General features: G+C 58.3%; 25 protein-coding genes. 9 read left to right on the forward strand and 16 right to left on the reverse strand.

The genetic code is table 11. The annotated features are described in order from the left end of the window. The first annotated feature begins 150 nt into the window (after window positions 1–150). Window positions 151–1,167 (forward strand): LacI family DNA-binding transcriptional regulator, encoded by a 1,017-nt coding sequence (locus tag AB4Z52_RS29035; RefSeq protein ID WP_442221366.1) that lies wholly within the window; start codon window positions 151–153, stop codon window positions 1,165–1,167. Window positions 1,168–1,213: 46 nt separating this feature from the next. On the opposite strand, the gene AB4Z52_RS29040 is transcribed toward AB4Z52_RS29035, so the two are convergent. The 6 genes from AB4Z52_RS29040 to AB4Z52_RS29065 all read right to left on the reverse strand — a co-directional run bounded on the left by AB4Z52_RS29040 (window position 1,214) and on the right by AB4Z52_RS29065 (window position 6,724). Then, on the reverse strand, window positions 1,214–2,029 hold the full coding sequence (locus AB4Z52_RS29040; RefSeq protein WP_442221345.1) for a 3-methyl-2-oxobutanoate hydroxymethyltransferase: 816 nt from the start codon (window positions 2,027–2,029) through the stop codon (window positions 1,214–1,216). A gap of 58 nt (window positions 2,030–2,087) precedes the next feature. Next, window positions 2,088–2,399: a MocE family 2Fe-2S type ferredoxin gene (locus AB4Z52_RS29045; protein WP_442221367.1), complete on the reverse strand. Its 312-nt coding sequence runs from the start codon at window positions 2,397–2,399 to the stop codon at window positions 2,088–2,090. Window positions 2,400–2,559: 160 nt separating this feature from the next. Beyond that, on the reverse strand, window positions 2,560–3,384 hold the full coding sequence (locus AB4Z52_RS29050) for an ATP-binding cassette domain-containing protein (RefSeq protein WP_442221346.1): 825 nt from the start codon (window positions 3,382–3,384) through the stop codon (window positions 2,560–2,562). Continuing rightward, window positions 3,381–4,349 carry an ABC transporter permease gene (locus tag AB4Z52_RS29055; protein WP_442221368.1) on the reverse strand — a complete coding sequence of 323 codons (969 nt, stop codon included), beginning with the start codon at window positions 4,347–4,349 and terminating at the stop codon, window positions 3,381–3,383. The genes AB4Z52_RS29050 and AB4Z52_RS29055 overlap by 4 nt, the downstream gene beginning before the upstream one ends. A 225-nt stretch (window positions 4,350–4,574) precedes the next feature. Next, on the reverse strand, window positions 4,575–5,561 hold the full coding sequence (locus AB4Z52_RS29060) for a sugar ABC transporter substrate-binding protein (protein WP_442221347.1): 987 nt from the start codon (window positions 5,559–5,561) through the stop codon (window positions 4,575–4,577). 134 nt (window positions 5,562–5,695) lie between these two features. Beyond that, window positions 5,696–6,724: a sterol desaturase family protein gene (locus AB4Z52_RS29065; RefSeq protein WP_442221348.1), complete on the reverse strand. Its 1,029-nt coding sequence runs from the start codon at window positions 6,722–6,724 to the stop codon at window positions 5,696–5,698. A gap of 303 nt (window positions 6,725–7,027) precedes the next feature. Between AB4Z52_RS29065 and AB4Z52_RS29070 the strand changes: the two genes are divergently transcribed. The 3 genes from AB4Z52_RS29070 to purU all read left to right on the forward strand — a co-directional run bounded on the left by AB4Z52_RS29070 (window position 7,028) and on the right by purU (window position 10,373). Beyond that, the gene (locus AB4Z52_RS29070) at window positions 7,028–8,056 is read left to right on the forward strand and encodes a LacI family DNA-binding transcriptional regulator (protein WP_442221349.1); all 1,029 of its coding nucleotides are present in this window, start codon (window positions 7,028–7,030) and stop codon (window positions 8,054–8,056) included. 202 nt (window positions 8,057–8,258) lie between these two features. Continuing rightward, complete coding sequence (locus AB4Z52_RS29075; RefSeq protein ID WP_442221369.1) at window positions 8,259–9,428, forward strand: NAD(P)/FAD-dependent oxidoreductase; 1,170 nt, start codon at window positions 8,259–8,261, stop codon at window positions 9,426–9,428. Window positions 9,429–9,488: 60 nt separating this feature from the next. After that, window positions 9,489–10,373 carry a formyltetrahydrofolate deformylase gene (gene purU, locus AB4Z52_RS29080; RefSeq protein WP_442221350.1) on the forward strand — a complete coding sequence of 295 codons (885 nt, stop codon included), beginning with the start codon at window positions 9,489–9,491 and terminating at the stop codon, window positions 10,371–10,373. 109 nt (window positions 10,374–10,482) lie between these two features. Here purU and AB4Z52_RS29085 read toward each other — a convergent pair whose 3' ends face one another. Beyond that, window positions 10,483–10,944, reverse strand: a complete 462-nt coding sequence (locus AB4Z52_RS29085) for an SgcJ/EcaC family oxidoreductase (protein ID WP_442221351.1) — start codon at window positions 10,942–10,944, stop codon at window positions 10,483–10,485. A gap of 206 nt (window positions 10,945–11,150) precedes the next feature. Beyond that, window positions 11,151–13,187: an oxidoreductase gene (locus AB4Z52_RS29090; protein WP_442221352.1), complete on the reverse strand. Its 2,037-nt coding sequence runs from the start codon at window positions 13,185–13,187 to the stop codon at window positions 11,151–11,153. 146 nt (window positions 13,188–13,333) lie between these two features. On the opposite strand from AB4Z52_RS29090, the gene AB4Z52_RS29095 reads away from it, so the two are divergent. Both AB4Z52_RS29095 and AB4Z52_RS29100 read left to right on the forward strand, forming a co-directional pair. Next, entirely contained in the window at window positions 13,334–13,972 is a 639-nt protein-coding gene (locus tag AB4Z52_RS29095; RefSeq protein ID WP_442221353.1) for a TetR/AcrR family transcriptional regulator, read from the forward strand. A 170-nt stretch (window positions 13,973–14,142) separates the two neighbouring features. Beyond that, on the forward strand, window positions 14,143–15,456 hold the full coding sequence (locus tag AB4Z52_RS29100) for a DUF3422 domain-containing protein (RefSeq protein ID WP_442221354.1): 1,314 nt from the start codon (window positions 14,143–14,145) through the stop codon (window positions 15,454–15,456). On the opposite strand, the gene AB4Z52_RS29105 is transcribed toward AB4Z52_RS29100, so the two are convergent. Then, window positions 15,419–16,282 (reverse strand): DMT family transporter, encoded by an 864-nt coding sequence (locus tag AB4Z52_RS29105; protein WP_442221355.1) that lies wholly within the window; start codon window positions 16,280–16,282, stop codon window positions 15,419–15,421. The genes AB4Z52_RS29100 and AB4Z52_RS29105 overlap by 38 nt on opposite strands. Before the next feature lie 90 nt (window positions 16,283–16,372). Between AB4Z52_RS29105 and AB4Z52_RS29110 the strand changes: the two genes are divergently transcribed. After that, window positions 16,373–17,791 (forward strand): aminotransferase-like domain-containing protein, encoded by a 1,419-nt coding sequence (locus AB4Z52_RS29110; protein ID WP_442221356.1) that lies wholly within the window; start codon window positions 16,373–16,375, stop codon window positions 17,789–17,791. 68 nt (window positions 17,792–17,859) lie between these two features. Here the strand turns inward: AB4Z52_RS29110 and AB4Z52_RS29115 are convergent, their stop codons facing one another. From AB4Z52_RS29115 to AB4Z52_RS29135, 5 genes are all read right to left on the reverse strand, one after another. Further along, the gene (locus AB4Z52_RS29115; RefSeq protein WP_442221357.1) at window positions 17,860–18,876 is read right to left on the reverse strand and encodes a LacI family DNA-binding transcriptional regulator; all 1,017 of its coding nucleotides are present in this window, start codon (window positions 18,874–18,876) and stop codon (window positions 17,860–17,862) included. 205 nt (window positions 18,877–19,081) lie between these two features. Next, the gene (locus AB4Z52_RS29120) at window positions 19,082–20,176 is read right to left on the reverse strand and encodes an ABC transporter ATP-binding protein (RefSeq protein ID WP_442221358.1); all 1,095 of its coding nucleotides are present in this window, start codon (window positions 20,174–20,176) and stop codon (window positions 19,082–19,084) included. Window positions 20,177–20,209: 33 nt separating this feature from the next. After that, complete coding sequence (locus AB4Z52_RS29125) at window positions 20,210–21,073, reverse strand: carbohydrate ABC transporter permease (RefSeq protein ID WP_442221359.1); 864 nt, start codon at window positions 21,071–21,073, stop codon at window positions 20,210–20,212. Further along, window positions 21,066–21,992, reverse strand: coding sequence for a carbohydrate ABC transporter permease (locus tag AB4Z52_RS29130; protein ID WP_442221360.1), 927 nt, complete (start codon window positions 21,990–21,992; stop codon window positions 21,066–21,068). The genes AB4Z52_RS29125 and AB4Z52_RS29130 overlap by 8 nt, the downstream gene beginning before the upstream one ends. Window positions 21,993–22,086: 94 nt before the next feature. After that, complete coding sequence (locus tag AB4Z52_RS29135; protein ID WP_442221361.1) at window positions 22,087–23,379, reverse strand: ABC transporter substrate-binding protein; 1,293 nt, start codon at window positions 23,377–23,379, stop codon at window positions 22,087–22,089. A 480-nt stretch (window positions 23,380–23,859) separates the two neighbouring features. Here AB4Z52_RS29135 and AB4Z52_RS29140 point away from each other — a divergent pair, with 480 nt between their 5' ends. After that, on the forward strand, window positions 23,860–24,000 hold the full coding sequence (locus AB4Z52_RS29140) for a hypothetical protein (protein WP_442221362.1): 141 nt from the start codon (window positions 23,860–23,862) through the stop codon (window positions 23,998–24,000). Window positions 24,001–24,075: 75 nt separating this feature from the next. Here AB4Z52_RS29140 and AB4Z52_RS29145 read toward each other — a convergent pair whose 3' ends face one another. Beyond that, window positions 24,076–25,038, reverse strand: a complete 963-nt coding sequence (locus AB4Z52_RS29145) for a LysR family transcriptional regulator (protein WP_442221363.1) — start codon at window positions 25,036–25,038, stop codon at window positions 24,076–24,078. 138 nt (window positions 25,039–25,176) lie between these two features. Here AB4Z52_RS29145 and AB4Z52_RS29150 point away from each other — a divergent pair, with 138 nt between their 5' ends. After that, window positions 25,177–25,701 (forward strand): hypothetical protein, encoded by a 525-nt coding sequence (locus AB4Z52_RS29150; protein ID WP_442221364.1) that lies wholly within the window; start codon window positions 25,177–25,179, stop codon window positions 25,699–25,701. A gap of 103 nt (window positions 25,702–25,804) precedes the next feature. Here AB4Z52_RS29150 and AB4Z52_RS29155 read toward each other — a convergent pair. After that, a partial coding sequence (locus tag AB4Z52_RS29155; protein ID WP_442221365.1) for a flagellin occupies window positions 25,805–26,081 on the reverse strand: 277 nt, incomplete at its 5' end.

The following is a 26,081-nucleotide window of genomic DNA, read 5'->3' on the forward strand; positions in this document are numbered from 1 at the left end:
TTATATTCCTGCTAGGCAAGGAAGGTTGCCGGCAAATCGTCGGCCCGGATACAAGCGGTCGCCTATGGCCGGTCGTTTCTCGGCCGAGGCGATTTGACGCCAAGCAATTTGCAATAGGGACGGTACCGCGTGAAGACCGAAATCAGGACGATGGAAGATTTCTCCGAATTCGTGGGGTTATCGAGGCCCACGGTCTCAAAATACTTCAACGACCCTACGTCGGTCCGAAAGAAGACGAGAGACATTATAGAACAGGCGGTCAAGCATTCGGGGTTCCGTCCGAATATCTTCGCCGTAAACCTGAACCGTCGTCGCACGAACATACTGGGCATAATCATACCCAATTCGACCGACCCATTTTACATGGCCCTCACCCGGCAGATCGAATTCATCTCGGACCAGGCCGGCTTCCTCGCCTTCGTCCTGAGCTCGGACGGCAAGCCGGAAATGGAAGAGCGAGCCATCGAGACATTCAAATCAATGAATGTCGCTGGCGCGATTATCGCACCCTTGGGTGTTCAATCGCATCAGCAAAAGCTCGCCCGGCTCGGAGAGAGCATTCCTTTGATCTATGTCGACTCGCCGCTCGATAGCGTCTCGGCGTTTGTCGGGACGAACAACAAGCAGAGCTTCCGGCTGATTGTCGACTATCTGTCGCGGTCGGGGGATGCGCCTTGCTATTTCGGGATGCCACTCGTCAACAATAACGCCCATGAGCGCCTGAAGGCCTACGAACTGGCCATGAACGAGCTCAAGCTCGAGCCGCGAATTGTCACGACGAAAAAAGATACATCTTGGGATTTTGAAAAATTTGGGTTCGACGAAACCTTACGCATTTTGGAAAGTGGAGGCTTCCCGACGAAAACCGTGCTCTGCGCCAATGATCGCGTTGCCTTCGGGGTCATTGCTGCGGCGTTTCAAGCGGGGATCAAGGTGGGCCGTGGTGACGATTGCGACCTGCGGGTCGCAGGCCACGACGACCAGCCCCTTTCACGATACACCTGCCCGCCGCTGACCACTGTTGCACAAAACTACAATGAGATAGGCCGCCTTGCCATCGAGCTGCTGTTGCACAAGCTCGGAGAGAACGCCGAGCGGAAAACAATATTTCCAGTCAATGAGCGAATCCTCCTGACGGCCGAAATCAAGCTGCGAACTTCAGCATAATCTCTGGTGACGGCCTTGATCAGATCAAGGCTGTCCGTTGGGCCTCCTAGGAGATCGCGATGCTGGCTTCGAAGCGGGCAAATTCGGCGTCCTCGATAGGCACGGCATGCTGCGGAGCCGGATAGGCGCCGGTCTCGACATCGGCGATAAACTCCTTGAAGGCGGCCACCCTTTCCTGCTGTAGTCGCTCGTATTCGGCCGCGAAATTGCGATAGGTCTTGGCGTGCCTTGGCTTGTGGCCCGTCGTGTGGCCGAGCACGTCCTCGGCGAAAAGATATTGTGCGTCGGCTCCCGCCCCGGCACCCATTCCGAGCATGATCATCGGCGTGCTCTTTGAGATCACCTCCCCAACACGATCCGGCACGACTTCCAACTCCGCGCCGAAGCAACCAATAGCCTCAAGCCGCCTGACGTGATCCCATACCGCCTTGGCGCTTTCGGCGGTCTTGCCGACCGCCTTGAAGCCGCCGGTCCAGGTGGCTTGCGAAGGGATCAAGCCGACATGGGCGACCACTGGAACCGCGTTGTCGCAAAGCACTTTCTGGATATCGAGCGAGGCGGCGCAGTAGATGCAATCTGCACCGATCGCCATGAAGCCGAAGGCCTCGCGCAGGTAATCTTCAGCGGTGGCGAGCTTGCCGAACGGTCCGAAGGGCAGGCCCACTTGGACAAAGCAATTTCCGGCAGCCTCGCGCATTTGTGGACTGAAGAAACGGCCCTCGATCGAAAGCATGTCGATGCCGGCGGCCGCGGACGCCTTGGCTTCCTCGATCGTCGTGACGTAGAGCATGGAGATCTTCTGGCCACGCGCCTTCATGGCACGGATGTCAGCGACTGTCGGACGGCTGTGATAGAGGCCCATTGGCTTACCTTTCAAACTGTGAATGTGTTGCGAAGAGCCTCAAGCCCAGTCGTCATGCTCATAACTCGATAAAGACGCGGTCGTTTTCGACCTTGACTGCAAATGTTTTCAGGTTGACGCAGACGGGCATCCGCATCGCTTCACCGGTGCGATAGTCAAACACGCCATTGTGCTTCGGGCATTCGACGGAATGGTCCATCACCAAGCCATCGGCCAGATGGATCTTCTCATGCGTGCACAGACCATCGGTGCAATAGAACTCATCCTCCGGGCTTCGAAATATGCAAAACGTTCGGCCCTGATGGTCAAACCGTATGACTTCTTCCTGCTCCACGTCGCCAGTTCCACAGGCTTCCACCCATTGAGGCATGTCACGAATACTCTCTTCTTTGTTGTCGCTTAGGGTCAAACGGCCCGGACCATTGGTGTCCGGGCCGCCGTTGTGTCCGCACGAGAGGGCGTGCGGACTGGGAGAACTCAACGAACACCGGCTGGCGGCCGACATGCCCGTAGCTCTGTTCGATGCCGTGTCAAAGCGCCTGCCTTGCCGGCTCCGGATTGCCTTCGCTCGTCACCATGTAGCTTTCGATCTCCGCCTCCAGCTCGGCCATCTGCTCGCCACCCGCCATAAGATCGGTGATTTCCTCCCGGCTCTTTTCGCCCTTTCGGAAGTCCGCGGCCTTCGAGCCATGGATGAGAACTGCGAAGTGGTCGCCAACGGTCAGCGCATGGATGACATTGTGGGTGATGAACACCACGGCGATGCCCTTCTGGCGCGCTTGAAGCACGATGCGCAGGACGTGGGCCGCTTCCTTGACCCCAAGTGCTGCCGTCGGCTCATCCAGGATCAAAAGCTTGGCGCCGAAATGAACGGCGCGGGCGATCGCCAGAGCCTGGCGTTCGCCGCCCGAAAGGCCACCGACGAGGCGATCGCCATCGTCGATGCGTGTAATCCCGAGTTCGCGCATTTCCCTAACGGCGATCTCATTGGCACGGCTGCGGTCGTAGACCGTGAAGGGTCCCCAACGTTTCGTCGGTTCGGCCCCCACAAAGAACGACCGACCAATGCTCATCAGCGGAAATGTCCCGCCGAACTGGTGCACGGTCGCAATCCCGTTGTCGCTGGCGTCGCGAGGGCTATCGAACGCGATGGCATTGCCGTTGATTTCCATGCTGCCGGATGTCGGTTTATGGACACCGGAGAGGATTTTGATCAGCGTCGACTTGCCGGCCCCGTTGTCGCCGAGCAGGCACAGAACTTCGCCTGCTTTGACCTCGAGCGAGATGTCGTTGAGGACGTCGATAGGGCCGAAAGACTTGTTGATTTGCGTGAGCTTGAGCAGGGGCGATGTCATGATCGGGTTCCCTTCTTCGCACGTGGTGCATAGGTCAACGCCATGGTGCGGAACGTGTTGTTCATGAGGACGGCGGCAAGCAACAGGACGCCGATGATAAGGCTTGCCCAGTTGGCGTCGAAGCCAGTGTAGAAAATGCCCTGGTTGACGACTGAGAAGGTCAATGTGCCAAGCACGATGCCGACCACCGAACCATAACCGCCGGTGAGCAGCACGCCGCCGATGACGACCGCAATGATCGAATTGAAGATGAACGACTGCCCCGCGGCGACCTGGGCGCTGTTGTAGAGGATCGCCTGCGACAGGCCCACGAAGGCAGCGCACAGCCCGCTGCCGGTAAACAGAGCAATCGTCAGGCGCTCCGTCGGAATGCCGGCATTTCTGGCGCTGATCTGGTCACCGCCCATGGCAAGGATCCAGTTTCCATAGCGCGAGAAGTTCAAGATGAAACCGACGATCACGATGAAGGCAATCCACCAGAAGAGGGTCACCTGGAACTTGCCGCCGACGAACTGGCCGAGCAGCAGCTTTGCGACCGGTCCGCTCTTGAGTGCGACACTCGTGCTGCCGGCAAGGATAACGGATAGACCCAGCGTCAGGCCGGCCACAGCAAACAGGGTGGCAAGGGTGACGACAAAGGAAGGCACTCTCGTGCGGATCACGAGCAGTCCATTGATGAAACCCACCACCAGACCAAGACAGAGCGCGGCGAGAATGCCGACGATGATCGGCGCGCCATAATGGCCCGACACGATGGCAATCATCATGGAGCTGGCGGGAATGACCGAGCCGATGGAAAGATCGAGATGTCCGGCAATCATCAACAGTCCGATCGGCAGAGCGATAATGCCGAGTTCGGAGGCAACATTCAGCCAACTGGCCGCGCCGCCCGATGTCAGGAAGCTGGCGCCGCCGAAGACCGAGAAAAAAGCAAAGACGATGACAAGGCCGATGAGCGAACCCATTTCAGGGCGGCGCAGCAGGCTGCCGATCGAGGGCCTCGAAGCGCTCGGGATAGACGTAGCCGCTCTTTCCAATGGCTGGGCTAAAGTTTGAGTTTTCATGAATAGACCCCCCTGGGGCTTGTAACTACATGTTTATCGTGGAGCCGCCGGCCTTCGGCGGATGCCACTGCGGGAGATGTCCGGCCATCGCAGCACGCTCCTTAGGCCGGACACTCGGCATGCGGGCTAGCGAGCGCCGGCTGCCACACCGTTCAGTGTCGCTTCAACGTTTGAGGCGTTCACGATGCCAGGACCGGTCAGGACCGGTTTCGTTGGCAGGTCGAGCCCGAAGTTGACGGAGGTGTTCAGCAGCGACACGGCCAGATAACCTTGCAGATAAGGCTGCTGATCGATTGCAAAGAGCTGCGTTCCGTCCTTGATGCGCTGCAGGGTAGACTCGTCCATGTCAAAGGTCCCAAGTCTGACCTTATCGACAACGCCGGCCTGCGTGATTGCATTGGCCGCGCTATTGGCGTCGCCGGCGCTGATCGTGATAAGTCCGTCGACGGTCGTGTCCTTCAAAAGAGCAGCCTTGATGGCTTGAGCGACGGCGGTGGGGTTGCCGAAGCTGGTGGACGGCAGAGGTAGCTCTGTCGATTTCCCACCACCCTTCGTGAGACCGTCGGCAACGCCCTTGCACCGGGCCTCCGTGTTCGCAGCGCCCGGCAATGTGTTGACACAGAGCACATTCTTGGAGCTGCTTTTGCCGAAATATTCGCCGCCGGCGACACCTGCAATATATTCGTCGCTGCCGATATAGTTCATGGCGCCCAGCTTCTTGGCTGCGTCCATACCGCCGGCATTGTAGATGATGAGCGGAACCTTGGCATCAACGACTGCCTTGAAGGCCTCGTCCATGGCTTCAGGTACCCAATCCGGACCGACGACGGCGCTTGGATGTTGGCTCAGCGCGGTGCGGATAAGATCGGCAGCGTCCGGTCCGAGATTGTCGTAGTTCTGGGGGCCGAGCCAGGTGACCGAGCCGCCCTGCGCCGCGACGAGCTTGCCGGCATCATCGGGGCCCTTCTTGACCTTGGACCAGAAAGGGTCATCCGCCTTGCCACCAATGACGAAGATCTTTGCTCCCTTGGTCTCCGCCAGGACCACCGTGGCGCTTGTCGCCATCAGGGTTGCCGTGACGGCGACCGTCAATAGGCGCTTCAATTTGTTCATTTCTTCCTCCTCCTAGTGGCCGTCCCCTGACGGCCGTTAAATTCATCAACGACGTGAACGATCGGTGCTTGCAGCCCGACCCGTGGAAATCCGATTCTCCTCAACCGGACCTCGAACTCATCGTTTCTCGAGCGTCACCGCTGGCTGGCGGTCGCCGTATTCTTGGCGTTCATCCGCGCTTTCTTTTCCTGGAACCGTGCCTGCATCTGGGCCTCACCCTCCCTGGTCCCGTCGTGCCAGGTGCCGAACCACCTATCGAGCGGGATCAGCCCGTCGCCGCCGTAGTTCACCTCGAAGTACTTGTGGTGCAGGTAGTGAGCATAGGCGTGGCTGTCGACGGCGGTATCCTCCGTGACCTCGAGCTTTTCGAAACCAATATGGCCGTTGACCGCGCCAAATCCGGCGATGTGCAGCTGGAAGAGCGCCACGATCGGATTGGATGGGATAACAAGGTGCCACAGCACCACGGCGTGATAGAGAAGGCCCTCCACCGGATGCATCGACAGCGATGACCAGGGCGACGGATTGACCGAATTGTGGTGCACCGAGTGGATCCACTTGTAGAGAATTGGCGTGTGGATCAATCGGTGGATGACGAAGAAATGCACCTCGTGGATGACCGGCGCGATGAAAACGAGTGCGGCCAGATAGTATGGATGGTCGCCCCAATTGACCCAGGAAGCCGTGCCGTTGGCGAAGCACCAGAGCATCAGCACTTCGACCAGCGTCCAAAGCGGGATCGAGATGAAGAAACTGCGCATGAAGTTGTCGATGTTCTGGCTCTTGAACCAGAAGACGTCCGACGGCTGTTCAGATGGAAATTTGACGTTGTATTTGAAGCGATTTCCCTGAACACGCTTCACATAGTAAAACAGCTCTATGGAGCCATACATGACGAAGATCGCAGCAGCGTTGACCGCATAGAGATAGAGTGGCCAGCCCCAACTCAACGTCTTCATCGTCTCGATACTGGGAACGACGAGGTACCAATAGGCAAGTGCCGTCGCCATATGGAATGCGTTCCACGGCCAGATATATTCCGGAAGCCAATGCAGGACCTTCAGGAATTTCGGCGGCCAAGCCCAGAAGGGCGCGACCTCGATGCGCCCGTTGGGTGACCAGTCGCCTCGCTTGTTTCGTGTGCCAAACTTCAGATCGTCCATGTTCAATCCTCAAGTACGCAATGTGCGTTGCTCGACAGCAGCTTTAATGTTGCTCAGGGAAATCCGTGCCAGTGCTGGAGGCAATGCGAGACCCTCGGCGCCCAGCGACGAGGCCCGTTCTCACATTCCACTTCGCTGACTGTCTTCCTCCCAAACGGCCGGTATTCCGAAGCCGCCTTGTCTGGATGGAGTAAATGACTTGACGCCTCACAACGCAAGTGTTCTTGATATGCCGAGATATAAACGTCTCATTTGTATCATATTAGCTTGCATTCTGATACGAAATGATACGAGGAGTGAAATATGACGCGGCCGACGATACGTGATCTTGCGACTGCTGCAGGCGTTTCCATAGCCACTGCAAATCGAGTGATTGGCGGCAGCGGCAACGTCAGACAATCGACCATGCAGCGCGTGAAGGAAGCGGCCCAGGAAATCGGGTTCTACGGATTGGGGGCGATCGACAGCAGGATCACTGCTGCAAAAGCCAAATATCGTCTCGGCTTCCTGTTGCATCAGCCATCGCGGCAATTCTACCTCAATCTCGCTCAGGCTTTGCGATCGGCGTCGCAGCGGATATCCGATTGCGTGCTCGAACTTCGCATTGAGTTTCTCGACGATCTGTCGCCACAAAATACGGCGGCGAAGATGCTGGAATTGGCCGAGACCTGCGACGCGATCGGCGTTGTTGCGGCCGTTCATCCGATTGTCATTCGGGCCGTGGAAACGCTGCAGCTTCAAGGCAAGCCGGTGTTTGCGCTGATTTCGCAGATCGACTCAACGGGCCAGGTGCATTTCATCGGCATCGATGGCTGGAAAGTGGGTCGAACGGCCGGCTGGATGTTCGACCAGGTTTGCGATCGGCCGGGCAAACTCGGCGTTCTCGTCGGCAATCCCAGATATAGATGCCAGGAGATGAATGAGAGCGGATTCCGCTCCTATTTTCGCGAGTGTGCGTCCGAGTTCACCATCCTCGAACCGCGCTCCACCTTCGAATCGAAGGCGGTTGCCGAGGAAATGACCGAGAATTTGCTAAGGGAACATCCGGACCTGCAGGGTCTCTATGTTGCCGGCGGAGGCATCTCCGGCGCTCTGGCCGCGTTGAGATCGACAGGCAATGCCGGAAAGGTCATGCTGGTCGGCTATGAACTCATGGACGTAACGCGAGAGGCTCTTCTTGATGGCGCGATGACATTTGTCATCTCTCATCCTCTTGCCCGTCTGGCGGAGGAAGCCTTGTCAGGCATGGTCCGCTCGGTGAAGGCAAGGGGAGGCGACGGAAACTTTACAAGTGTCCTCCCGTTCGAGATCTACACGCGCGAGAACATTTGAAAGCTGGTTCAATGCTACGCCACTGATATGTTTTCACTCATTTCCGAAACAACTGATATCTTTTGATACATTATATCATTGGCGTGTTGGCCCCTTCGCAGACCTCGCGTATGGTCTATGCATGCTTGGGAGGCAAGGTCTCGTGACACAACACATCGCCATCATCGGCGCCGGCGAATGCGGCGGCCGCGCCGCACTTTCTATGCGCGAAAGAGGGTTTCAGGGTTCGATAACGCTCATTGGCAGCGAAACCTTGGCCCCCTACGAGCGGCCACCATTGTCAAAAGACGCGATCCTTCTCGCGGCAGAACCTAAGTATGTCGCAGAAACCGAGCGTTTCGCATCGCTTGGCATCGATCTAAGGCTCGGCGTTTCGGCGACAAAGCTGGACCGTGGTCTCAGGCGCGTTTTGCTCTGCGACGGAACGTCTGTCGTCTATGACAAGCTGCTTCTCGCCACCGGCGCTCGGCCCCGCGCGCTGCCTGCGACGGCCTCCCCAGACGGCCGCGTCCGGACGCTTCGCAACCATGCCGACTCAATGGCGATACGCGCCTGCCTCGGACCGGGGCGCAGGCTGGCAATCATTGGCGGTGGATTCATCGGCCTGGAACTGGCCGCCAGTGCAAGGAAGCTTGGCACCTCCGTAACCTTGATCGAGGGGCTGCCCCGCATCCTGTCGCGTGGTGTCCCATCGGAGATCGCCGAGGCCGTCGCTTCTCGTCATCAGGCCGAAGGCGTAGACATTCTCTGCAACGCCCGCATCGCCAAGATCGAACACGCCGAGGCCGTCGTGCGTGTTTTTCTGGAGGACGGCTCGGTGATCGAAGCGGATCTTCTGGTTGTCGGCATAGGGTCTGTCCCGAACACGGAGATTGCCGCCGAGGCAGGCTTGACAATCGACAACGGCATTGCCGTCGATACGCACCTGCAAACGAGCGATCCGGACATTTACGCCGCCGGCGACTGCTGTTCTTTCCCGATCCTTCACTATGGTCACCGCCGCATCAGGCTGGAATCGTGGCGCAGCGCCCAGGAGCAGGCGCTTCTTGCCGCCGCCAATCTGATAGGCGCCCGGGAGGTTGTCGCCGCCGTCCCGTGGTTCTGGTCGGACCAGTACGACATGACCTTGCAGGTTGCCGGACTTGCAGACGGCGCGGCAACCACCATTCGCCGCGACCTGTCTGCGGAGGCATTTATTCTCTTCCATCTGGATGGAGACGGCCGTCTGCTTGCAGCGAGCGGCATTGGTCCTGGCAATACGATCGCCCGCGACATTCGTCTGGCTGAAATGCTGATCGCTGCCGGCCGTCATCCTGATCCGGCAGCCCTTGCCGCCCCGGAGGTCAAGCTGAAGCAGTTGCTCGCCGCCTGATCCCTCGCCTTTTCGATATCGAACCAATAGATCGCCCGCTTGTCTCGACTGAGGATTGTCATGACCTCCTATGTACTCACCGTTTCCTGCAAATCGACCCGCGGTATCGTCGCCGCCATCACAGGTTATCTCGCCGAACAGGGTTGCAATATCATCGACAGTTCGCAGTTCGACGACCTCGAAACGGGCCTGTTCTTCATGCGCCTGAGTTTCGCCAGCCAGGAGGGCATCACGCAGGAGGAGTTGGAAAAGGGCTTTGCGGTCGTTGCCGAGCGCTTCCAGATGAAGGTGCAGTTCTACGACAGCAAGCGCCGCATGAAGGTGCTGCTGATGGTCTCGCGCTTCGGCCACTGCCTCAACGACCTGCTCTATCGCTGGAAGATCGGCGCGCTGCCGGTCGAAATCGTCGGCGTCGTCTCCAACCACTTCGACTATCAAAAGGTCATCGTCAACAACGATATTCCCTTCCACCACATCAAGGTGACCAAGGAGAACAAGTCGCAGGCCGAAGCCCGGCTGATGGAGGTCGTCGAGCAGTCCGGCGCCGAACTGATCGTGCTTGCCCGCTACATGCAAGTTCTGTCTGACGCGGTGTGCAAGAAGATGTCCGGCCGGATCATCAACATCCACCACTCGTTCCTGCCGTCCTTCAAAGGTGCCAACCCCTACAAGCAGGCCTATGAGCGCGGCGTGAAGCTGATCGGTGCGACGGCCCATTACGTCACCGCCGATCTTGACGAAGGGCCGATCATCGAGCAGGACACCGCGCGCGTCACGCATGCGCAATCGTCCGAGGACTACGTCTCGATTGGCCGCGACGTCGAAAGCCAGGTGCTCGCCCGGGCCGTGCACGCCCATATTCACAGCCGCGTCTTCATAAACGGGAACAAGACGATCGTCTTTCCGGCAAGCCCCGGATCTTACGCGTCCGAGCGCATGGGCTGAGGATACGGCCACTGAAAACGCACCTAAATGTCGTCCAGGAACAAGCTGTCCGACGAATATCGGTTTCACGTGCGAGCCCCTCGCCAAGATGGCGATCGGGCCACCGGCATTATTTTTCCGGCATCATCGAAGAATGGTGCGAGGTGATCAACCACTTACCTTTCTCGTACTCGTAGGTGTAGGTGTACCGAGCCGGCACCTTCGAACCATCCTTGAAGGTGAAGGTGTAGGTACCCACATCCACCGCCCAGTTGCATCCGATCTTGATGTCCCGGCTGTCGATATTGCCCTTCGGCTTCTTCTCAAGGAAGTGCTTGAAATACTCTATTCGTTCGGCCCTGGTCAGACGTGGCTTGTTTGCCAGAGTGGCGAGAAGGACGGAGTCCGCACTGTAGTTCTTGACGACCTCCTCCGGGTCGAGCGTCGCAAGCGAGGTATTCCAACGGTCGAAAAGCCCGGCGATTTCCTTTTCGCTCACGGGAGCGCAAGTCGAGGTCTCCGTCGTCGCGGCCGTGGCAGGCTGGATCTGGGTGAGGCCGAAGATGATGGTAGCGGCAATCATCGCACGCATGTTCAGGCTCCTATCTGGCGGTTCCGGCGACGTCACGGTCAACCAGCATGGCTGGATATCCAACAGGTTGACTTAGCGCCCACATCTGCCGGCTGGTTGCGAACCAATCTGCCAAGCGGCATACCGACATTCGGCCCGGAACGACCATAGCGCAACCGGAATCATCATCGAAAGCGTTGCGAACCATATTCAGCTCGCGACAAAGCTCAGATATCCTTGGCCAGCCGCAGCGCGTCGTAGATTGCCGCGTGGGTGTTACGTGCTGCCACGGCATCCCCTATGCGGAAAAGTTGAAACTCACCGTCCGGATTGCGAATGACCGATTGCGGCTTTGCGCACAGAAGCTGGTCGTGCGAGATTTCGCCGAGGTTGCTCGAGGCCGGCTTAAGCTCGAAATATAGTTCGTCAAGCGGGATCGTGCCGTGGTTGACGACGATCTGATCAACCGTGCGCTGCTTGGCGACGCCGCCGTAGTCGCTGCCGACATGGGCGATAATCTGGTTGCCGCTCTTCTCGGCTGCTTCCAATCGATAGGTGACGGTGAAGATAACATCGAGCTTCTGCAGCGAGCGCATGTAGGGAACCAGGTTCATTGCCATGACTTCCGGAGCGAACGAGCGGTCCGGGGTCATGATTTCGACTTTCGCGCCGGCCTTGGCCAGGAATTCTGCAGCCTGCAGACCGGCATGGTCGCCGGCATCGTCGAAGATGAGCACGTTGGTACCGGGTTTCACGTCGCCCGAGATGATGTCCCAGGACGATACGACCAGCTCGTTGCCCTTTGAAAGAACGTCCGTATGCGGCATGCCGCCGGTGGCGACAATGACGACATCGGGCTTTTCAGCCCCGACAGTCTGAGCTTCAGCCCAGGTGTTGAAGTGGAAGGTCACTCCAAGCTTCTGACACTGGCTCATGCGCCAGTCGATGATGCTGATCATCTCCCTGCGACGCTCGCTTTGTGCGGTGAGCCTGATCTGTCCGCCTGGATCGTTCGCCGCCTCGAAGACGACGACCTCATGGCCACGCTCGGCTGCGACGCGTGCTGCTTCAAGACCGGCCGGACCAGCTCCGACGATGACAACCTTTTTGCGAACATCGGCTTTCTCGACGACATGCGGCATGGTCTGCTCACGGCCCGTTGCGGCATTGTGAATGCAGAACGCCATTCCACCCTGGTAGATTCTATCAAGACAGTAGTTGGCGCCGACGCAAGGACGGATATCGTCCTCACGCTTCTCGATGATCTTTCGAACGATATGCGGGTCCGTCATATGGGCGCGCGTCATGCCGACCATATCGACTTTGCCAGCCGCAATCGCATGGCGGGCGGTTGCGACATCCGGGATCTTCGCTGCGTGGAAAGTCGGGAAGTTCGTGGCCGCGCGGATTTCGCCGGCGAAATCGAGATGCGGCGAGTTTGCCATGCCCTGGATCGGGATCACGTCAGTCAGGCCCGGGTCGGTATCGATATGGCCACGAATGACGTTCAGGTAATCGATCAGGCCGCTGTCCCGCAGCCGCCTGGAAATCTCAATGCCATCCGCCTTTCCCGTCCCGCCCGGGAGACATTCGTCAGCGGTGTAGCGCACGCCCAAAATGAAATCGTCGCCGACCCGTTCGCGCATAGCCTTGAACACGTCGAAACAGAACCGCATGCGATTGTCGAGCGAGCCCCCGTAGGGGCCATCCAACTCATTTGTCAGCGGCGATGCGAACTGGTCGATCAGGTGGCCGTAGGCCTCCAGCTCGACGCCGTCCATGCCACCGGCCTTCATGCGCTCGGCAGCGTCGGCGAAGTCCTTGATGATGCGCTCGATATCCCAGTCCTCGATCTTCTTGGGAAATGCGCGATGTGACGCTTCGCGATGGTGCGACGGAGCGACTACAGGCAGCCAATCCCCCTTGTCCCAACGCGTGCGACGCCCGAGATGGGTAAGCTGGATCATGATCGCAGCTCCCTCCTCGTGGACGGCATCGGTCATTTCCCGGATCCACGGAACGATCTCGTCCTTATAGGCGAGCAGGTTGTTGAAGACCGGCGGACTGTCCCTCGACACCGCCGCAGAGCCGGCCGTCATGGTCAGCGCGACGCCGCCCCTTGCCCTTTCCAAGGTATAGGCGCGATACCGCTCCTTGGGCATTCCGTCTTCCGGATAGGCGGGCTCGTGTGAAGTCACCATGATACGATTGCGAAGCGTTAGGTGCTTTAGTTGATAGGGCTGAAGAAGGGGATCGTTCGACATGCGCCTGCCTCCGGATTAGAAACGTCGGCGCGAACGCTATGTGGAATGTACATATGTGTCAATGCAGAAAACAGATAGGTCATGCCTGAGGACATAAGTGTACATTTTTCTTGTGCAAACCGTTGCGTTTTGTTAGGAGATGTTCCATGGAGCAGGCTATAGGCGACACCGGTTGGCGCGGATCACAGGAAGGTTGGCTGGAAGCGGCCTACGATTGCCTGCTGGAATCGGGCGTGGATTCGGTGAAAATTCTGCCGCTGGCCAAGAAACTCAACCTCTCGCGCACAAGCTTTTATTGGTTCTTCAAGGACCGCGAGGAATTGCTCGCCGCATTGGTGGCCCGGTGGCGAGAGAAGAATACCGGAAGCATCGTCAAGCAGGCGCAAGCCTATGCAGAATCTTTGGCCGAGGCGATGCTCAACGTATTCGATTGCTGGCTGAATAGCGACCTTTTCGACGCAAAGTTCGAATTCGCCGTTCGCAGTTGGGCACTGCAGTCCGATGAACTTCTCGCCGAGGTCCGAGACGCCGATCTGACGCGCCTGGAGGCGCTCAAACAGATGTTCATCCGTTTCGGCCATTCAGAGATTACCGCCGATGCGCGGGCGCGAACGACCTATCTGGTCCAGATCGGCTACATCTCCATGCAATCCGAAGAAGACATTGTGGTGCGGATGAAACGCATCCCTGAATATATCGCAATCTATACCGGCCAAGTGCCGGAGCAACGGGAGCTCGACCGGTTCTTTTCGCGACATGGCTACCAGCCGGACCAAAGAGAGTAAGAACGACAGGCGCGGTTCATTGAGGATGCGAACTGTCGGCAGGCGAAGCTCTGGCTCGGCACGAGCCTGCGGCTTGCAGGCGCAATGGGCAACTCGCATAATTCGGCGAATCGCCATTCGGCCCTGTCGCGGTCGCGCTGTGACCAGCCGCAGGAGAGGAGCCTGAACCTATGCCGCTCGATACTGAGCATCTATTGCGAAGAGAACTGCACAACGAGCTCCACGCAAGGCCCTCTCTCTACTTTGATGGCAACACCGACGTTTGGCATGTCGCCATCGTCGGCGAAGACCGACCGCCTCCAGTCCCGACGGACTTGCCCGGGCTGGAACAGGTGGCCACCACCGGCCAAGGAAATCACGGCATAGGGCGGCTCGGCGAAGGGCGGATAAAATGGGAAGCTCACACAGAGTTCCTGACCTTGACCTTCGTGGTCCCGGCGTCGTCCCTGTCGCCAGGCGAAGCGCCACAGGCTTTCGCCGCCTGCGTCCGGCACATTGACGGGAAGGTCATTTCGGCCGTCCGTGTTCTGGTGCGCGACGAAAAGGAGGGCCAGCGGCTGGAAAAGCCGCAAGGAGACTTCGTTGCGTCAAAGGTTGGCGGTGGCGACGGCGAGGTGCACTCCAACTTCCGACTAAACGATAGTGGTTTTGTCGAGTTCCGGCTCTTCAACCGCAATCTGAACGCCTATCGAACCGGGCGAATGGTCAGACGCTTGCTGGAGATCGAGACCTATCGAATGATGGCGCTGCTTTCCCTGCCCATGGCGCGAGAGACGGTTACACGGCTTTCGATGTTCGACCGGCGCCTGGAATTGCTTATCGCCCATATGCGAAGCGCTACGAAAGTCGACAAGGCGCTTCTGTCCGAGGTCACCAAACTCTCATCCGAGGTTCTCAATTTTTCGGCACTCGCACGTCAGCGTTTCGGGGCGACCAAAGCCTATGCCGACATCGTCGCAAGCCGATTGCTTGAACTGCGAGAAGAGCGCGTCGAGCAACGGCAACGGATTGGAACATTCATCGACCGGCGTTTCCAGCCGGCGATACGTTCGGTTCATGCAGCCGGGCGGCGCCTGGATGAGTTGGGAGAGCGGGTCAGCCTTGCCGGGGACCTTCTTCGAACGACAGTCCAGGTTCAACTGGAGGATCAAAACGCCTCACTCCTGACCTCGATGGAGGAGCGGGCGCGTGTGCAGGTGCACATCCAGCAGGCGGTCGAAGGTTTCTCCGTAATCGCCATCACTTACTACACGGTTGGCCTCGCAAAAATTTGCCTCGAGAACATCTCCGAACTCGGCATAGATCCGCACATCGCGAAACTAGCGGTCCTTGGTGCTATTCCGCTGGTACTTCTCGCTGTCTGGAGGACCGTGCGGCATGTGCGAAAAAGCATCGGCGGTCACGGCGAAATGCAGATGGCCCATGCATCTACTGTTCTTCCTCTTCCTACCGAGCGAACCGACGAGCACCGGCCACACACATGATGACGGCAACCGTAACTGCAAGCATTCCCCAGGTGACGGCCTCGTGCAGGAGGGTTGCAGCAAGCGCCAGACCGAAGAATGGCTGGAGAAGTTGCAGTTGCCCGACTGCAGCAATTCCGCCCTGCGACAGACCACGGTACCAAAACACAAAACCGATCAGCATGCTGAACAGCGACACATAGGCCAGACTGATCAGCGCCGGAGTTCCGATGCCGGAGAATGTCGCTGGCATGGAGAAGAGCGCGACAGCAATCATCAGCGGCAACGACAATACGAGCGCCCACGAAATGACCTGCCATCCACCCAGCGTTCGCGACAGTTTGCCGCCTTCGGCATACCCAAGCCCACAGACGACGATCGCGGCCAGCATCAGCAGGTCGCCGACCGGCGATGCGGTGACACCCTGTGCAAAGGCGAATCCGGCTACCAATCCACTGCCAAGCACCGAGAACAGCCAAAAGGCCGGTTTCGGCCGCTCTCCACCTCGGATCACAGCGAAGATTGCCGTCGCCAGCGGCAGCAGACCTATAAAGACGATGGAATGCGCTGACGTGACGTGTTGCAGTGCCAAGGCCGTCAGCAACGGGAATCCGACCACGACGCCCGCTGCCACGACCAATAGCGATGCGATCTCGCTCGGTGTGGGGCGTTTCTGTTTCAGCAGGATGACAAGGACAAGGGCAAGAATTCCAGCGATTGCGGCTCGCGCGACGGTGAGGAAAACCGGATCGAACTGCGTCACAGCCACGCGCGTGGCAGGAAGCGATCCGCTGAAGATCACCATGCCAATAAAGCCGTTAATCCATCCCTCTGTTGTACGGTCCATCATCCACTCCATTTCCGATTGAGGCGCCTCTTATCCAGTAAGCGCATTGGCATTGCCAGATACGATCTGATACGGTTTGTGGAAACCGTTATGGTCGAGGAAGCAATACGGATGGATGGAAACGCGGCAGGACGCACCCGAATAGCGATGGTCATGGATACGATCAGGCAGCGCATCGCCGGCCGGAGTCTGACGCCGGGTGCAAAGCTGCCGTCGGTCCGCGCACTGGCAGCGACATTGAAGGTGTCGATCTCGACCGTCGTTGATGCCTATGAGCGTCTGGTTGCAGAAGGCGCGATCCTGTCCAGACCAGGCTCCGGATTTTACGTCGCCAACCAGGCAGCCCCCTTTGCTCTTGCCGACGTCGGACCGAAGCTGGATCGAGCAGTCGATCCGTTCTGGGTCTCGCGTCAGTCCCTGGAGGCAGGTGAAGTCGACCTCAAGCCGGGTTGTGGCTGGCTCCCGCCCTCATGGCTGCCTGAGGAAAGCGTTCGCCGTGCCCTGCGAACACTCTCGCGCGCCGACGGGTCAACGCTGACCGACTACGGCTCGCCGCTCGGATTGCCTCCTCTTCGCCAACTCATCGCCCGACGCATGGCCGAACGAGGCGTCGAAGCTTCTCCGGATCAGATCATGCTCACGGAATCGGGCACGCAGGCGATCGACTTATTGTGCCGCTTTCTCCTTGAACCCGGCGACACCGTGCTGGTCGATGATCCCTGCTATTTCAACTTCCATGCGCTGCTGCGAGCCCATCGGGCAAAGATCGTTAGCGTGCCCTACACCCCATCCGGCCCGGATATCGAGGCTTTTGCCCGGACAGTGGCGGAGCATCGACCTCGTCTCTACATCACCAACTCCGCCATTCACAACCCGACTGGTGCAACCCTTTCCCCTGTGCTCGCCCACAGGGTCCTGAAACTTGCCGATCAGTTCGACCTGACGATCATCGAGGATGATATCTTCGCCGATCTCGAGCACATGACAGCACCACGGCTTGCAGCGTTCGACGGGCTTGACCGCGTCATTCATATCGCCAGCTTTTCGAAGACTTTATCGGCGTCAGCGCGCTGCGGATTTATCGCGGCCAGACCGCAGTGGATCGATGGCTTGACCGATCTCAAGATCGCCACATCATTTGGCGGCGGTCGGATGACCGGCGAACTGGTCCTGAATGTATTGGGCGACGGCGGCTATCGAAAACATCTGGAGGTCGTGCGGCACCGTCTCTCAGTTGCAAGGCGCGAAGTCTCGGCCAAACTCAAAAATCTGGGCGTAACGCCCTGGTTGGAACCCCAGGCCGGAATGTTCCTCTGGTGCCAACTGCCAGACGGGATCGACGCAGCCGATGTCGCGCGTGCTGCACTGGAAAGAAGGATAGTCATGGCACCCGGCAACGCATTCAGCTTGTCGCAATCAGCCACCAGCTTCATGCGCTTCAACGTGTCCCAGACGCTCGATCCCCGTGTTTTTGATGTGCTGCGTGATGTGCTGGTAGGACGTTGCTGACCTGCATTGCACGCGTCTTGTCGCGACATTGATCGCCAGATCGAAAGAGGTTTCATCTCAGGAAGGCTCTATCCGGCGTTCAAACCGGCACCGCAACCGCAAGAGTTTCGCACGATGAGTTTCGTTTCCAACCTGACGGTCTCAAGCCCCTTTTCGGGCCGCTTTATCCGATCGAGCAGCATGGTCGCAGCGTTACGCCCGATTTCCAGACAGGGCTGGGCTATAACAGTCAGCTGCGGTTCAAAACAATCCGCCCATTCAAAATCATCGAAACCGACAAGTGCGATGTCTTGCGGAACCCGCAGCTGAGTTCGCTTCAACCCCCTCATGGCACCGATGGTCGCCATATTATTCCCCGCCAGTATTGCCGTTGGTGGCACTGGAAGCTGCATCATCGCTTCGACGGAAGCGGCGGCCGTGTCGACGTCGCGCGAACCGGACGCGATCGGGCAATCGCTTTCGGCGAGGTTCAGCCGTTTTAGGGCGATCATAAATCCCTCGATGCGCTCGCGGGTTGTCGCAAATCCGACCTGCCCCGGAATGAGGCCGATACGCCGGTGACCATGGTTGAAGAGATGATCCACCAGAACTTCAACGGACGCGGAGTTCTGTACGCCGACCTGATCGAAATCTGCGGAAGCCAGCCGGTCCACCAGCACCGCGGGGATTGCATTCTCTTTCAGGTAGGCAAGCGCACTTTGTTCGGTATCGGAGCAGGGGGCGAGAATAATGCCATCGACCCGGCGCTGGTGCAGCGCCTGGACGACTTCCAGCTCCTTCTCCGGGATATCATGCGTATCGGCGAGAAACACCGTCATACCGACAGCTGCACATTCACTTTCAACTGCCCGGATAATGTCGCTAAAATAGGGGTTGGAAATAGCTGATATAGCGATGCCGACGCTATTGCTGGTCGACCGTGCCAGAGCTCGCGCCAGCGTGTTGGGCGTATATCCTGTTCGGGCGATCGCATCGCGCACGGCCTGTTCGGTTTCCGAGCTGACAAATCGGGTTCCGTTCAGCACATGCGATACGGTCGAGGACGAAACGCCGGCTGCCTTTGCGACATCTGTGATCGTGGCCATAAATGCGTTCTCCAATATTCAATGACCGACCTACAAGCCGACGTGACGCTGAAATGAGCGCCATCTCGCCGCCTCTTGCCAAGTGGCCAGCTTCGCGGCGTTCGCAAGAGGCCCAACAGCAGGTCGCAAACGATACGACCTAGTCGTATCCTTCGATCCGCGCAATCACAGACTGCTGATTGCGCGGCTGTTTTGCTTCAGCGATCTAGCAGAGAGCCAAATTCTCGCCGGTTTCGGAATGAAAGAAATGCGCCCGTTCCATATCGACGCGGAATGCGCGATTTTCCCCTTCGTGCACCTCGGCTTCCGCGTCCGCTCTGGCGATCGCGCGTTGCTTTCCGGCAGTAATATCCAAAAGAATTTCGTTGCCGAGATGCTGGGAGACATCGACGTTGCAAACGATCGCGTCCGGGGGTTCTGTACCGGGGGGCAGCAGATGAAGATGTTCGGGCCGCACACCGAGGACGACTTTGCCTCCACCGCCTTTGGCAATTTCGGCACGCCGGCTGTCCGGCACGGCAATCCGGATGTTCGAGGCAATATCGACCAGCGTGTCGCGCGCGACGCCGAGTTCGAGGAAGTTCATCGAGGGAGATCCGATGAAGCCGGCGACGAACCGGTTGGCCGGCCTGCGGTAGACCTCAAGGGGCGGTGCGGCTTGCTGGATGAGGCCGTCCTTCATCACGACGATCCGGCTCCCCATGGTCATTGCTTCCGATTGGTCGTGGGTAACGTAGACTGTGGTGATACCCAGTTCGTGGTGCATTTTGCTGAGGAAGCTGCGGGCCTCGACACGCAGCTTCGCATCAAGATTGGAAAGTGGCTCGTCCATCAGGAAGACGCCAGGCCGGCGCACAAGCGCGCGCGCCAGAGCGACGCGCTGTCTCTGACCGCCCGAAAGCGCCTTTGGCAAGCGGTCCAGATAATTGCTGATCTGAAGGCGTTCCGAAACCTCTCCGACGACCGCCTCCATTTCCTGGGCCGGCGTGCGTCGGATCTTCAGGCCGAAGTTGATATTGTCCCGCACGGTCATGTGCGGGAACAGTGCATAGGATTGAAACACCATGGCGATGTTTCGATCCTTCGGGGGAAGCACAGTCACATCCCGGCCGCCAATCTGAAGCGTGCCGGAAGAAATGGTTTCGAGGCCGGCAATCATTTGCAGCGTTGTTGTCTTGCCGCAGCCGGAGGGACCAACCAGAACTGTGAATTCGCCGTCGGCGATCTTGAGATCGATGCCGGGGACCACGATGTGGGCGCCGTATCGTTTCTGGATATTGATAAGGGACACTTCGGCCATGGAGGAGCCTTTCTAAGTTCGGGCGGGTTGCGATCAGCCTTTGACGGCGCCGGCGAAATTGCCCGATGAGAGTTTGCGATAGGTGAGAAGGAAGAGAATGACGATGGGGATTTGCGAAATCACCAGACCGGCAGCCGGCAGGTTGAAGACCGACATGTATCGATCGCTGTTGAGTTTGAGCATGCCCACAGTCACCGGGAAGTTGGCCTGCGAATTGAGAAACACCAGCCCGAACACGAACTCCTTCCAAATGGCGATGAAATTGAGCGTAAAGCCAACAAGGATGCCGGGAACCGAAAGCGGCAGGATGACTTTCCAAAAGACCTGGAAATCCGACGCTCCCTCAATGTAGGCAGCCTTCTCGATCTCGCGGGGGATTGTCGTCATGAAACCACGCAATATGAGAATCTGAGCCGGCATCCCGTAGGCGGCGTGCACAATGATCAAGCCGATGCGCGTGTCCAACAGGTTCATCGCACGCAGCGTATCGTAGAGCGGTATCAGCACTGTTTGCTGCGGCAGCATGAGCCCTGTCAGGATGACACCGAAGATGAGCTTCTTACCCGGCACGTCGAGACGGGAAAGTGCGAAGGCTGGAACGAGAGCAAGAAGCACCGCCAGCGCCGATCCCGTGGTGGCATAGAGAAAGCTGTTTGCCAGCAGCGGGCCGAATCCCAGCGAGTTCCATACTGAAATGTAGGGTTCGAACGTCAGCGATGTCGGCAGGGCAAAGGGCCCTGCGAGGAAGTCGTCATTGGACTTCACAGAGGTCATGACGACGAGCAAGATCGGGCCGAGCCAGATGAAGAGCAAAGCGGCCAGCAATGAATAGCCGACGAGTTTTCCCAGAAAGCCAAAAAGCCAGCGCGATGGCACGAAGAAAATCGTGTCAGACATCGAACGCCCCTTTCATCAACGTTTTCATCAGAAGCGTTGCAAGGAGGATCGAGATTGCGAGGATCGCTACCGAAAGCGTCGCGCCATAGCCGAACCGGCTGTTCCAGAAACTTTCCAGATAGACAACGTAACCGAGTACGTTCGTCGTGCCGAACGGCGCGCCCTTGGTCATGACTGCGACGAGATCGAATGCCCGCAGGGATTCAAATAAGGTGAGCATGACGACGACTGCCGTCACCGGTCTCAGTTGCGGTATCGCCACCTGGGTGAGCATGCGCAAGTGACCCGCTCCTTCGATCTTTGCCGCGTCGAAGGTTTCCTTCGGGACGTCGCCGAGCCCGGCAAAATAGAAGATCATCGGCATGCCGGTGAAGGCCCAGCCGGAAACCACCGCAAGCGTATAGAGAGCGATGCGGTAGTCGCCGAACCACTCCATGACCAGGAATCCGAGGCCGACCGACCTCAACAGCGTGTCAAGTGCACCGAACAACGGATTGAGGATCAAAAGGAACATCAAACCCACCGAAATCAACGACATGGTCACCGGAAAGAAGATAGCGGTGCGGATGAGGGCCGGCGCCGGCAATATGCGGCTTCTCAATCCATAGGCTATGGCAAGGCCGAACGTGACCGGAAAAACGAGCGTCACCGCCACCCATTTCACATTGTTGAGAAGGGCTGTGTAGAAATACTTGTCGCCAAGCAGATATCGATAATTGTCGAGCCCGATAAAGGTCTTTACCGGCGCCATGCCGTTCCAGTCGAAGAAACTGAGATAGATCGTGTAGACGATTGGATAGCCGACGAAGATTGCGAAAATGACAAGGGGCGTAATGACGCCAAAAATCGTTACGAACGTGTGGGCACGTGCGAACTGGATGAAAGACGTTCTTTCCTCAGCGAGGCCTGGTTGCGCCATGGCAGCGGTCCTTATTGGGTGACAGTGTATCAAGCAGCGGCCAACCGCCGACGAGACTGCATGTCTCGTCGGCAAGAAGCAGTGGATTAACGTGTCAGATCTTGCCGCGCACCCGCACGGCTTCGTCTTCTGTCTGCTGCATCGCCTCTTCAGGCGTGATGGCACCAGCCAGCACACCCTGAAGACCATCAAGGAACTTGTCGGAGATCGCAGGGGCAGTTGCGTGATCGACGTGCATAAAAGTGTAAGATCCGGCGCCCGACATCGTCGTGCTCAACCTTTGCTCCATCTCCGACAACCCGGTGAGATCGGCCTGGGTGGACGAGGGGAACGGCTTGTCGATAACGAGCTTCTCGCTCATCGCCGGTTTGGAGATCATCCAGTCGAGGAATTCAGCGGCGGCATCCTTGTTGGGGCTTTTGGCATGGATCATGATCGTGTCTTCGGCATAGACCGACATGACTGATGGCTTGCCATCGATGGGAGGCATTGGGAAGAAATCCATCGGCACGACGCAGCACTTATCCTTGTCGCCACGGAAACGGCCGAGATTGAACGATCCCTGGTACCAGTGCAGCGCTTTTCCCTGTGACCACGGCACCATTGCCGGCCCGACGTCGATTGAATTGAAGGACGGTTCAAACATCCCGGACTTGGCAAGATCCTGCATGATCTTGGTCGTTTCCACCGCGCGCGGGTCGGTCCAGGCGATCTTGTTGTCGACCAGGTCCTGGTAGGATTGGACGCCGAATTTGTTGACCATTATGGCTGACCACATGAATTGCGACGGCCATTTTTTCTGGTTGGCCAGCATGAACGGCCAGTAGCCGGCGTCCTTGGCAACCTTCGCATTGGCCATCAGTTCGTCCCAGGTCTTCGGTACCTTCAAGCCAAGTTTCTCGTAAAGATCCTTGCGATACCAGACGACAGATGCTCCGATTTCAGTGGGGACGAAGAACTTCTTGCCATCGAATGTAGCAAGCGACACAGACGCCGAAACGAGGAACTTGTCCCATCCGTATTTTGCGTAATAGGGGGTCAAATCGGCGGCGAAGCCATTCTTGATAATCTCTGCTGCGCGCCCGCCCTCCCAGGAATAGAAAAGGTCGGGAGGATTGCTGGAAGCAAGCTCGATCGTCTGCTTGGTCTTGTAGGTCTCACCATCGACGCTTGCGCCGGTCACATGGATGCGTGTGCCGTTCTTCTTGTTCCATTCGTCAATGAGCCAATTGGCGTAGACCTCCGAAGAAGGCCAGGGCGCGCGATAAAGGTAACGGATTTCGATCGGATTTGCTGCCGCCGGCGCAATCGCGCCAGCAAAGATGGAACCCAGTGCCACCGCGCCCAATATGACGCTGCGGCGTGAAAACAAGCGAGTAAGCTGCATGCTCATTCCTCCCATAGGTCCGCCTTCCGCCACATCACATGGCGGTCACAAAGGTCGGACATTTTTCCCAATGACCGCGCCTCTGTGGTCACTCCTCCAGTAGCGCGGATCTCTCTCCCAAAACCGCCGGCGTTGAGGCCACAGCCTCTTGCGATCGAAATGTTGGCTGTTGCCTTCAAAGTCGATTAGCAGCGATAAACTGACGATATGGCCATCGAAGCGCTTGCGCAAGCGCTTTCGTGAAAAATTTTCGACGGCGGGGCGGCCCGGGCGCTGACCGCTGCGGTTTCGTCGACGCAGCTCCTCTCCCCGAGGCAGCGGTCAAATCAGCGTTTTTGCCAATTTCGTCGGCAGTCGCCTTCTCCCAACACATCACCCTCTCGAAAACTTCTGGAAAACATTCCCGGACGGCGTTAAAATTGCGCTATGGCCCACCCTCGGTTTGACAAAGACAGAGACCATGGGGGCAACGGGTGGTCGGTGTATGACATCTTCACCGGCATGACCGTTGTACTGGATGGTCAAGAACTCAGCGCCCTCGATCTCGAAGACGCAGACGAACTATGCGAGCTGTTGAACCTTGAGGACAGTCTGAGAAACGCAAAGATTACCCTTCAGTGATCCCTGGGTTAGGCAAAGCGCAATGGCGCGAACGCGGCCTGTATTGGAGGGCTGCCCGAAAGCTGCGGTTGAATGCTACGGCGTCACGGTTCGACTGTCGTCTGTGCGAATTCGAACCTTATTCGCGTCGACCGCACGGCTTTTCACGTGGTCTATGAACGCTCGCAGCTTCGGCAGTATTTGCCGGCGGCCGGGATAATAAAGGAACATACCCGGCGTCGTAGGCGCAAACGGCTCCAATAAGGCAACGAGTTTTCCTGCCTTCACCGCCGCCGCCGCGATTGGCTCGGGCACCTGGGCAAGACCAATACCTTCAAGCGCAGCGCCGAGCATGGTGGGAAAGTCGCTCGCGATCAGGGGCCCCGACACGGCAATCTCGATCGTACGGCCATTGTCGTTGAACGACCAGGGCGCCAGAGAGCCGTTGGATCGGCGCAATCTCAAGCACGCGTGTTGGCGCAAATCCTCCAGGCTCTCGGGCTGGCTGCTGCGGGCAAGGTAGGCGGGGCTACCGACGATGATGAAGCGAAACGGCGGCGTCAGCCGCACCGCGATCATGTCAGCAGCGATGAACTGGCCGAACCGGACGCCAGCATCAAACCCTCCGGTCGCCAGGTCGATCAGCTCCCCGGTCGCGGCGATCTCAACCTCGACCTCGGGATAGGCCTGACAGAAGGATGCAATCAGCGGCTCAAGCACGATCGGCACCACTGCGCGTGGCACGGAAAGGCGCAACAGTCCGCTCGGCCGCTGCCCGAGTTCATGGGCGACTTTGCTTGCGGCGACAAGCTCCTCGAAAGCGGGCTTTGCGCGCGAAAGGAACCGTTGCCCGGCTTCGGTCAGGCCGACACTGCGCGTTGTGCGCATGAAGAGCGCAGCGCCGACACGCGCCTCCAATGCGCGGACCGTCTGGCTGATCGCCGACGGGCTCACTCCGAGTTCGGCTGCCGCCTTGCGAAAACTGCTGTGCTGGGCGACGCTCAGGAACGCCTCCACACCGTCGAGCGCGCCTTTCCTGACTGTGAAGTTCTGCTTCATGACCTATCGACATTATCGCGAATAGTCGCCTGCGAAAAGCGGTCGTACATCTGGCTCGAACGAAATCTCATGGAAGGCCGGCTCGGCATCCTGACCGGTGTTCGAGGCCGCGCCAATTGACGTCTGATAGGAGATCAAATGTCGCCGGAACCCCTCTTCCTGATACATCTCGTTCTGGGCTATGTCGCGTGGCTGCTTTGCTTCGCAGCGTACGGCTGGCCCAGGCTCAAGTCGATGGACGCGATCGCAGCACACCGCGCCATTGCTACCCTGCACAGCTTCCGCTTCTTCGGGCTCGTTTTCATCCTTCCCGGTGTCGTCGGCCCCAATCTGCCGGCTGGCTTTGCGACCGCCGCCGCCTTTGGCGACCTTGCAACCGGGGTACTGGCCATGCTGGCACTGCTGGCGGCGGGCATACGTCCGCTCTTTTTGGTGTTGGTCGTCGCCTTCAATCTGGTGGGGACGACCGACCTCGTTCTCGATTATTACCACGCAGTCCAGCTCGGCCTTCCAGCACTGGCGGGGCAGTTGGGCGCCACCTACGCGATCCCGATCATCTACGTACCCTTGCTGATGATCACGCACTTCGCCGCGTTGTATCTGCTATTGCGTCCCCACCTCAAGGAAGGTCTGGCCTTCGCCGGCAATGCGGCCGCGCCATAGCGAAGCAAGTCTAAAAAATCGAAAGAGCCGCGCCCTTTGGAAGCGCGGCTTCTGATTTTGCAATAGATGCGATGTCGAGATGGACGGCGCATCCTCTGCCGCTTTATTTGAAGAGCGACAGGATGCTCTGCGACGAGGAATTGGCGATCGAGAGCGACTGTACTGCCAGCTGCTGCTGTGTCTGCAGGGCAGAAAGCTTGCTCGATTCCTGTTCCATGTTGGCGTCCACCAGCTTGCCGACGCCGGAGCTGATGGCGTCGCTGAGCGACGAGACGAAGGTCGTCTGCAGGTCGATACGCGCGGTCAACGAGCCGAGCTGCGAGCCGGCCGCGGTCATTGCTTTCAATGCGCCTTCAACCATGGTCAGCGCCGTGTCGATG

The organism is Rhizobium sp. 2YAF20, assembly GCF_052114685.1.
GTDB lineage: Bacteria > Pseudomonadota > Alphaproteobacteria > Rhizobiales > Rhizobiaceae > Rhizobium.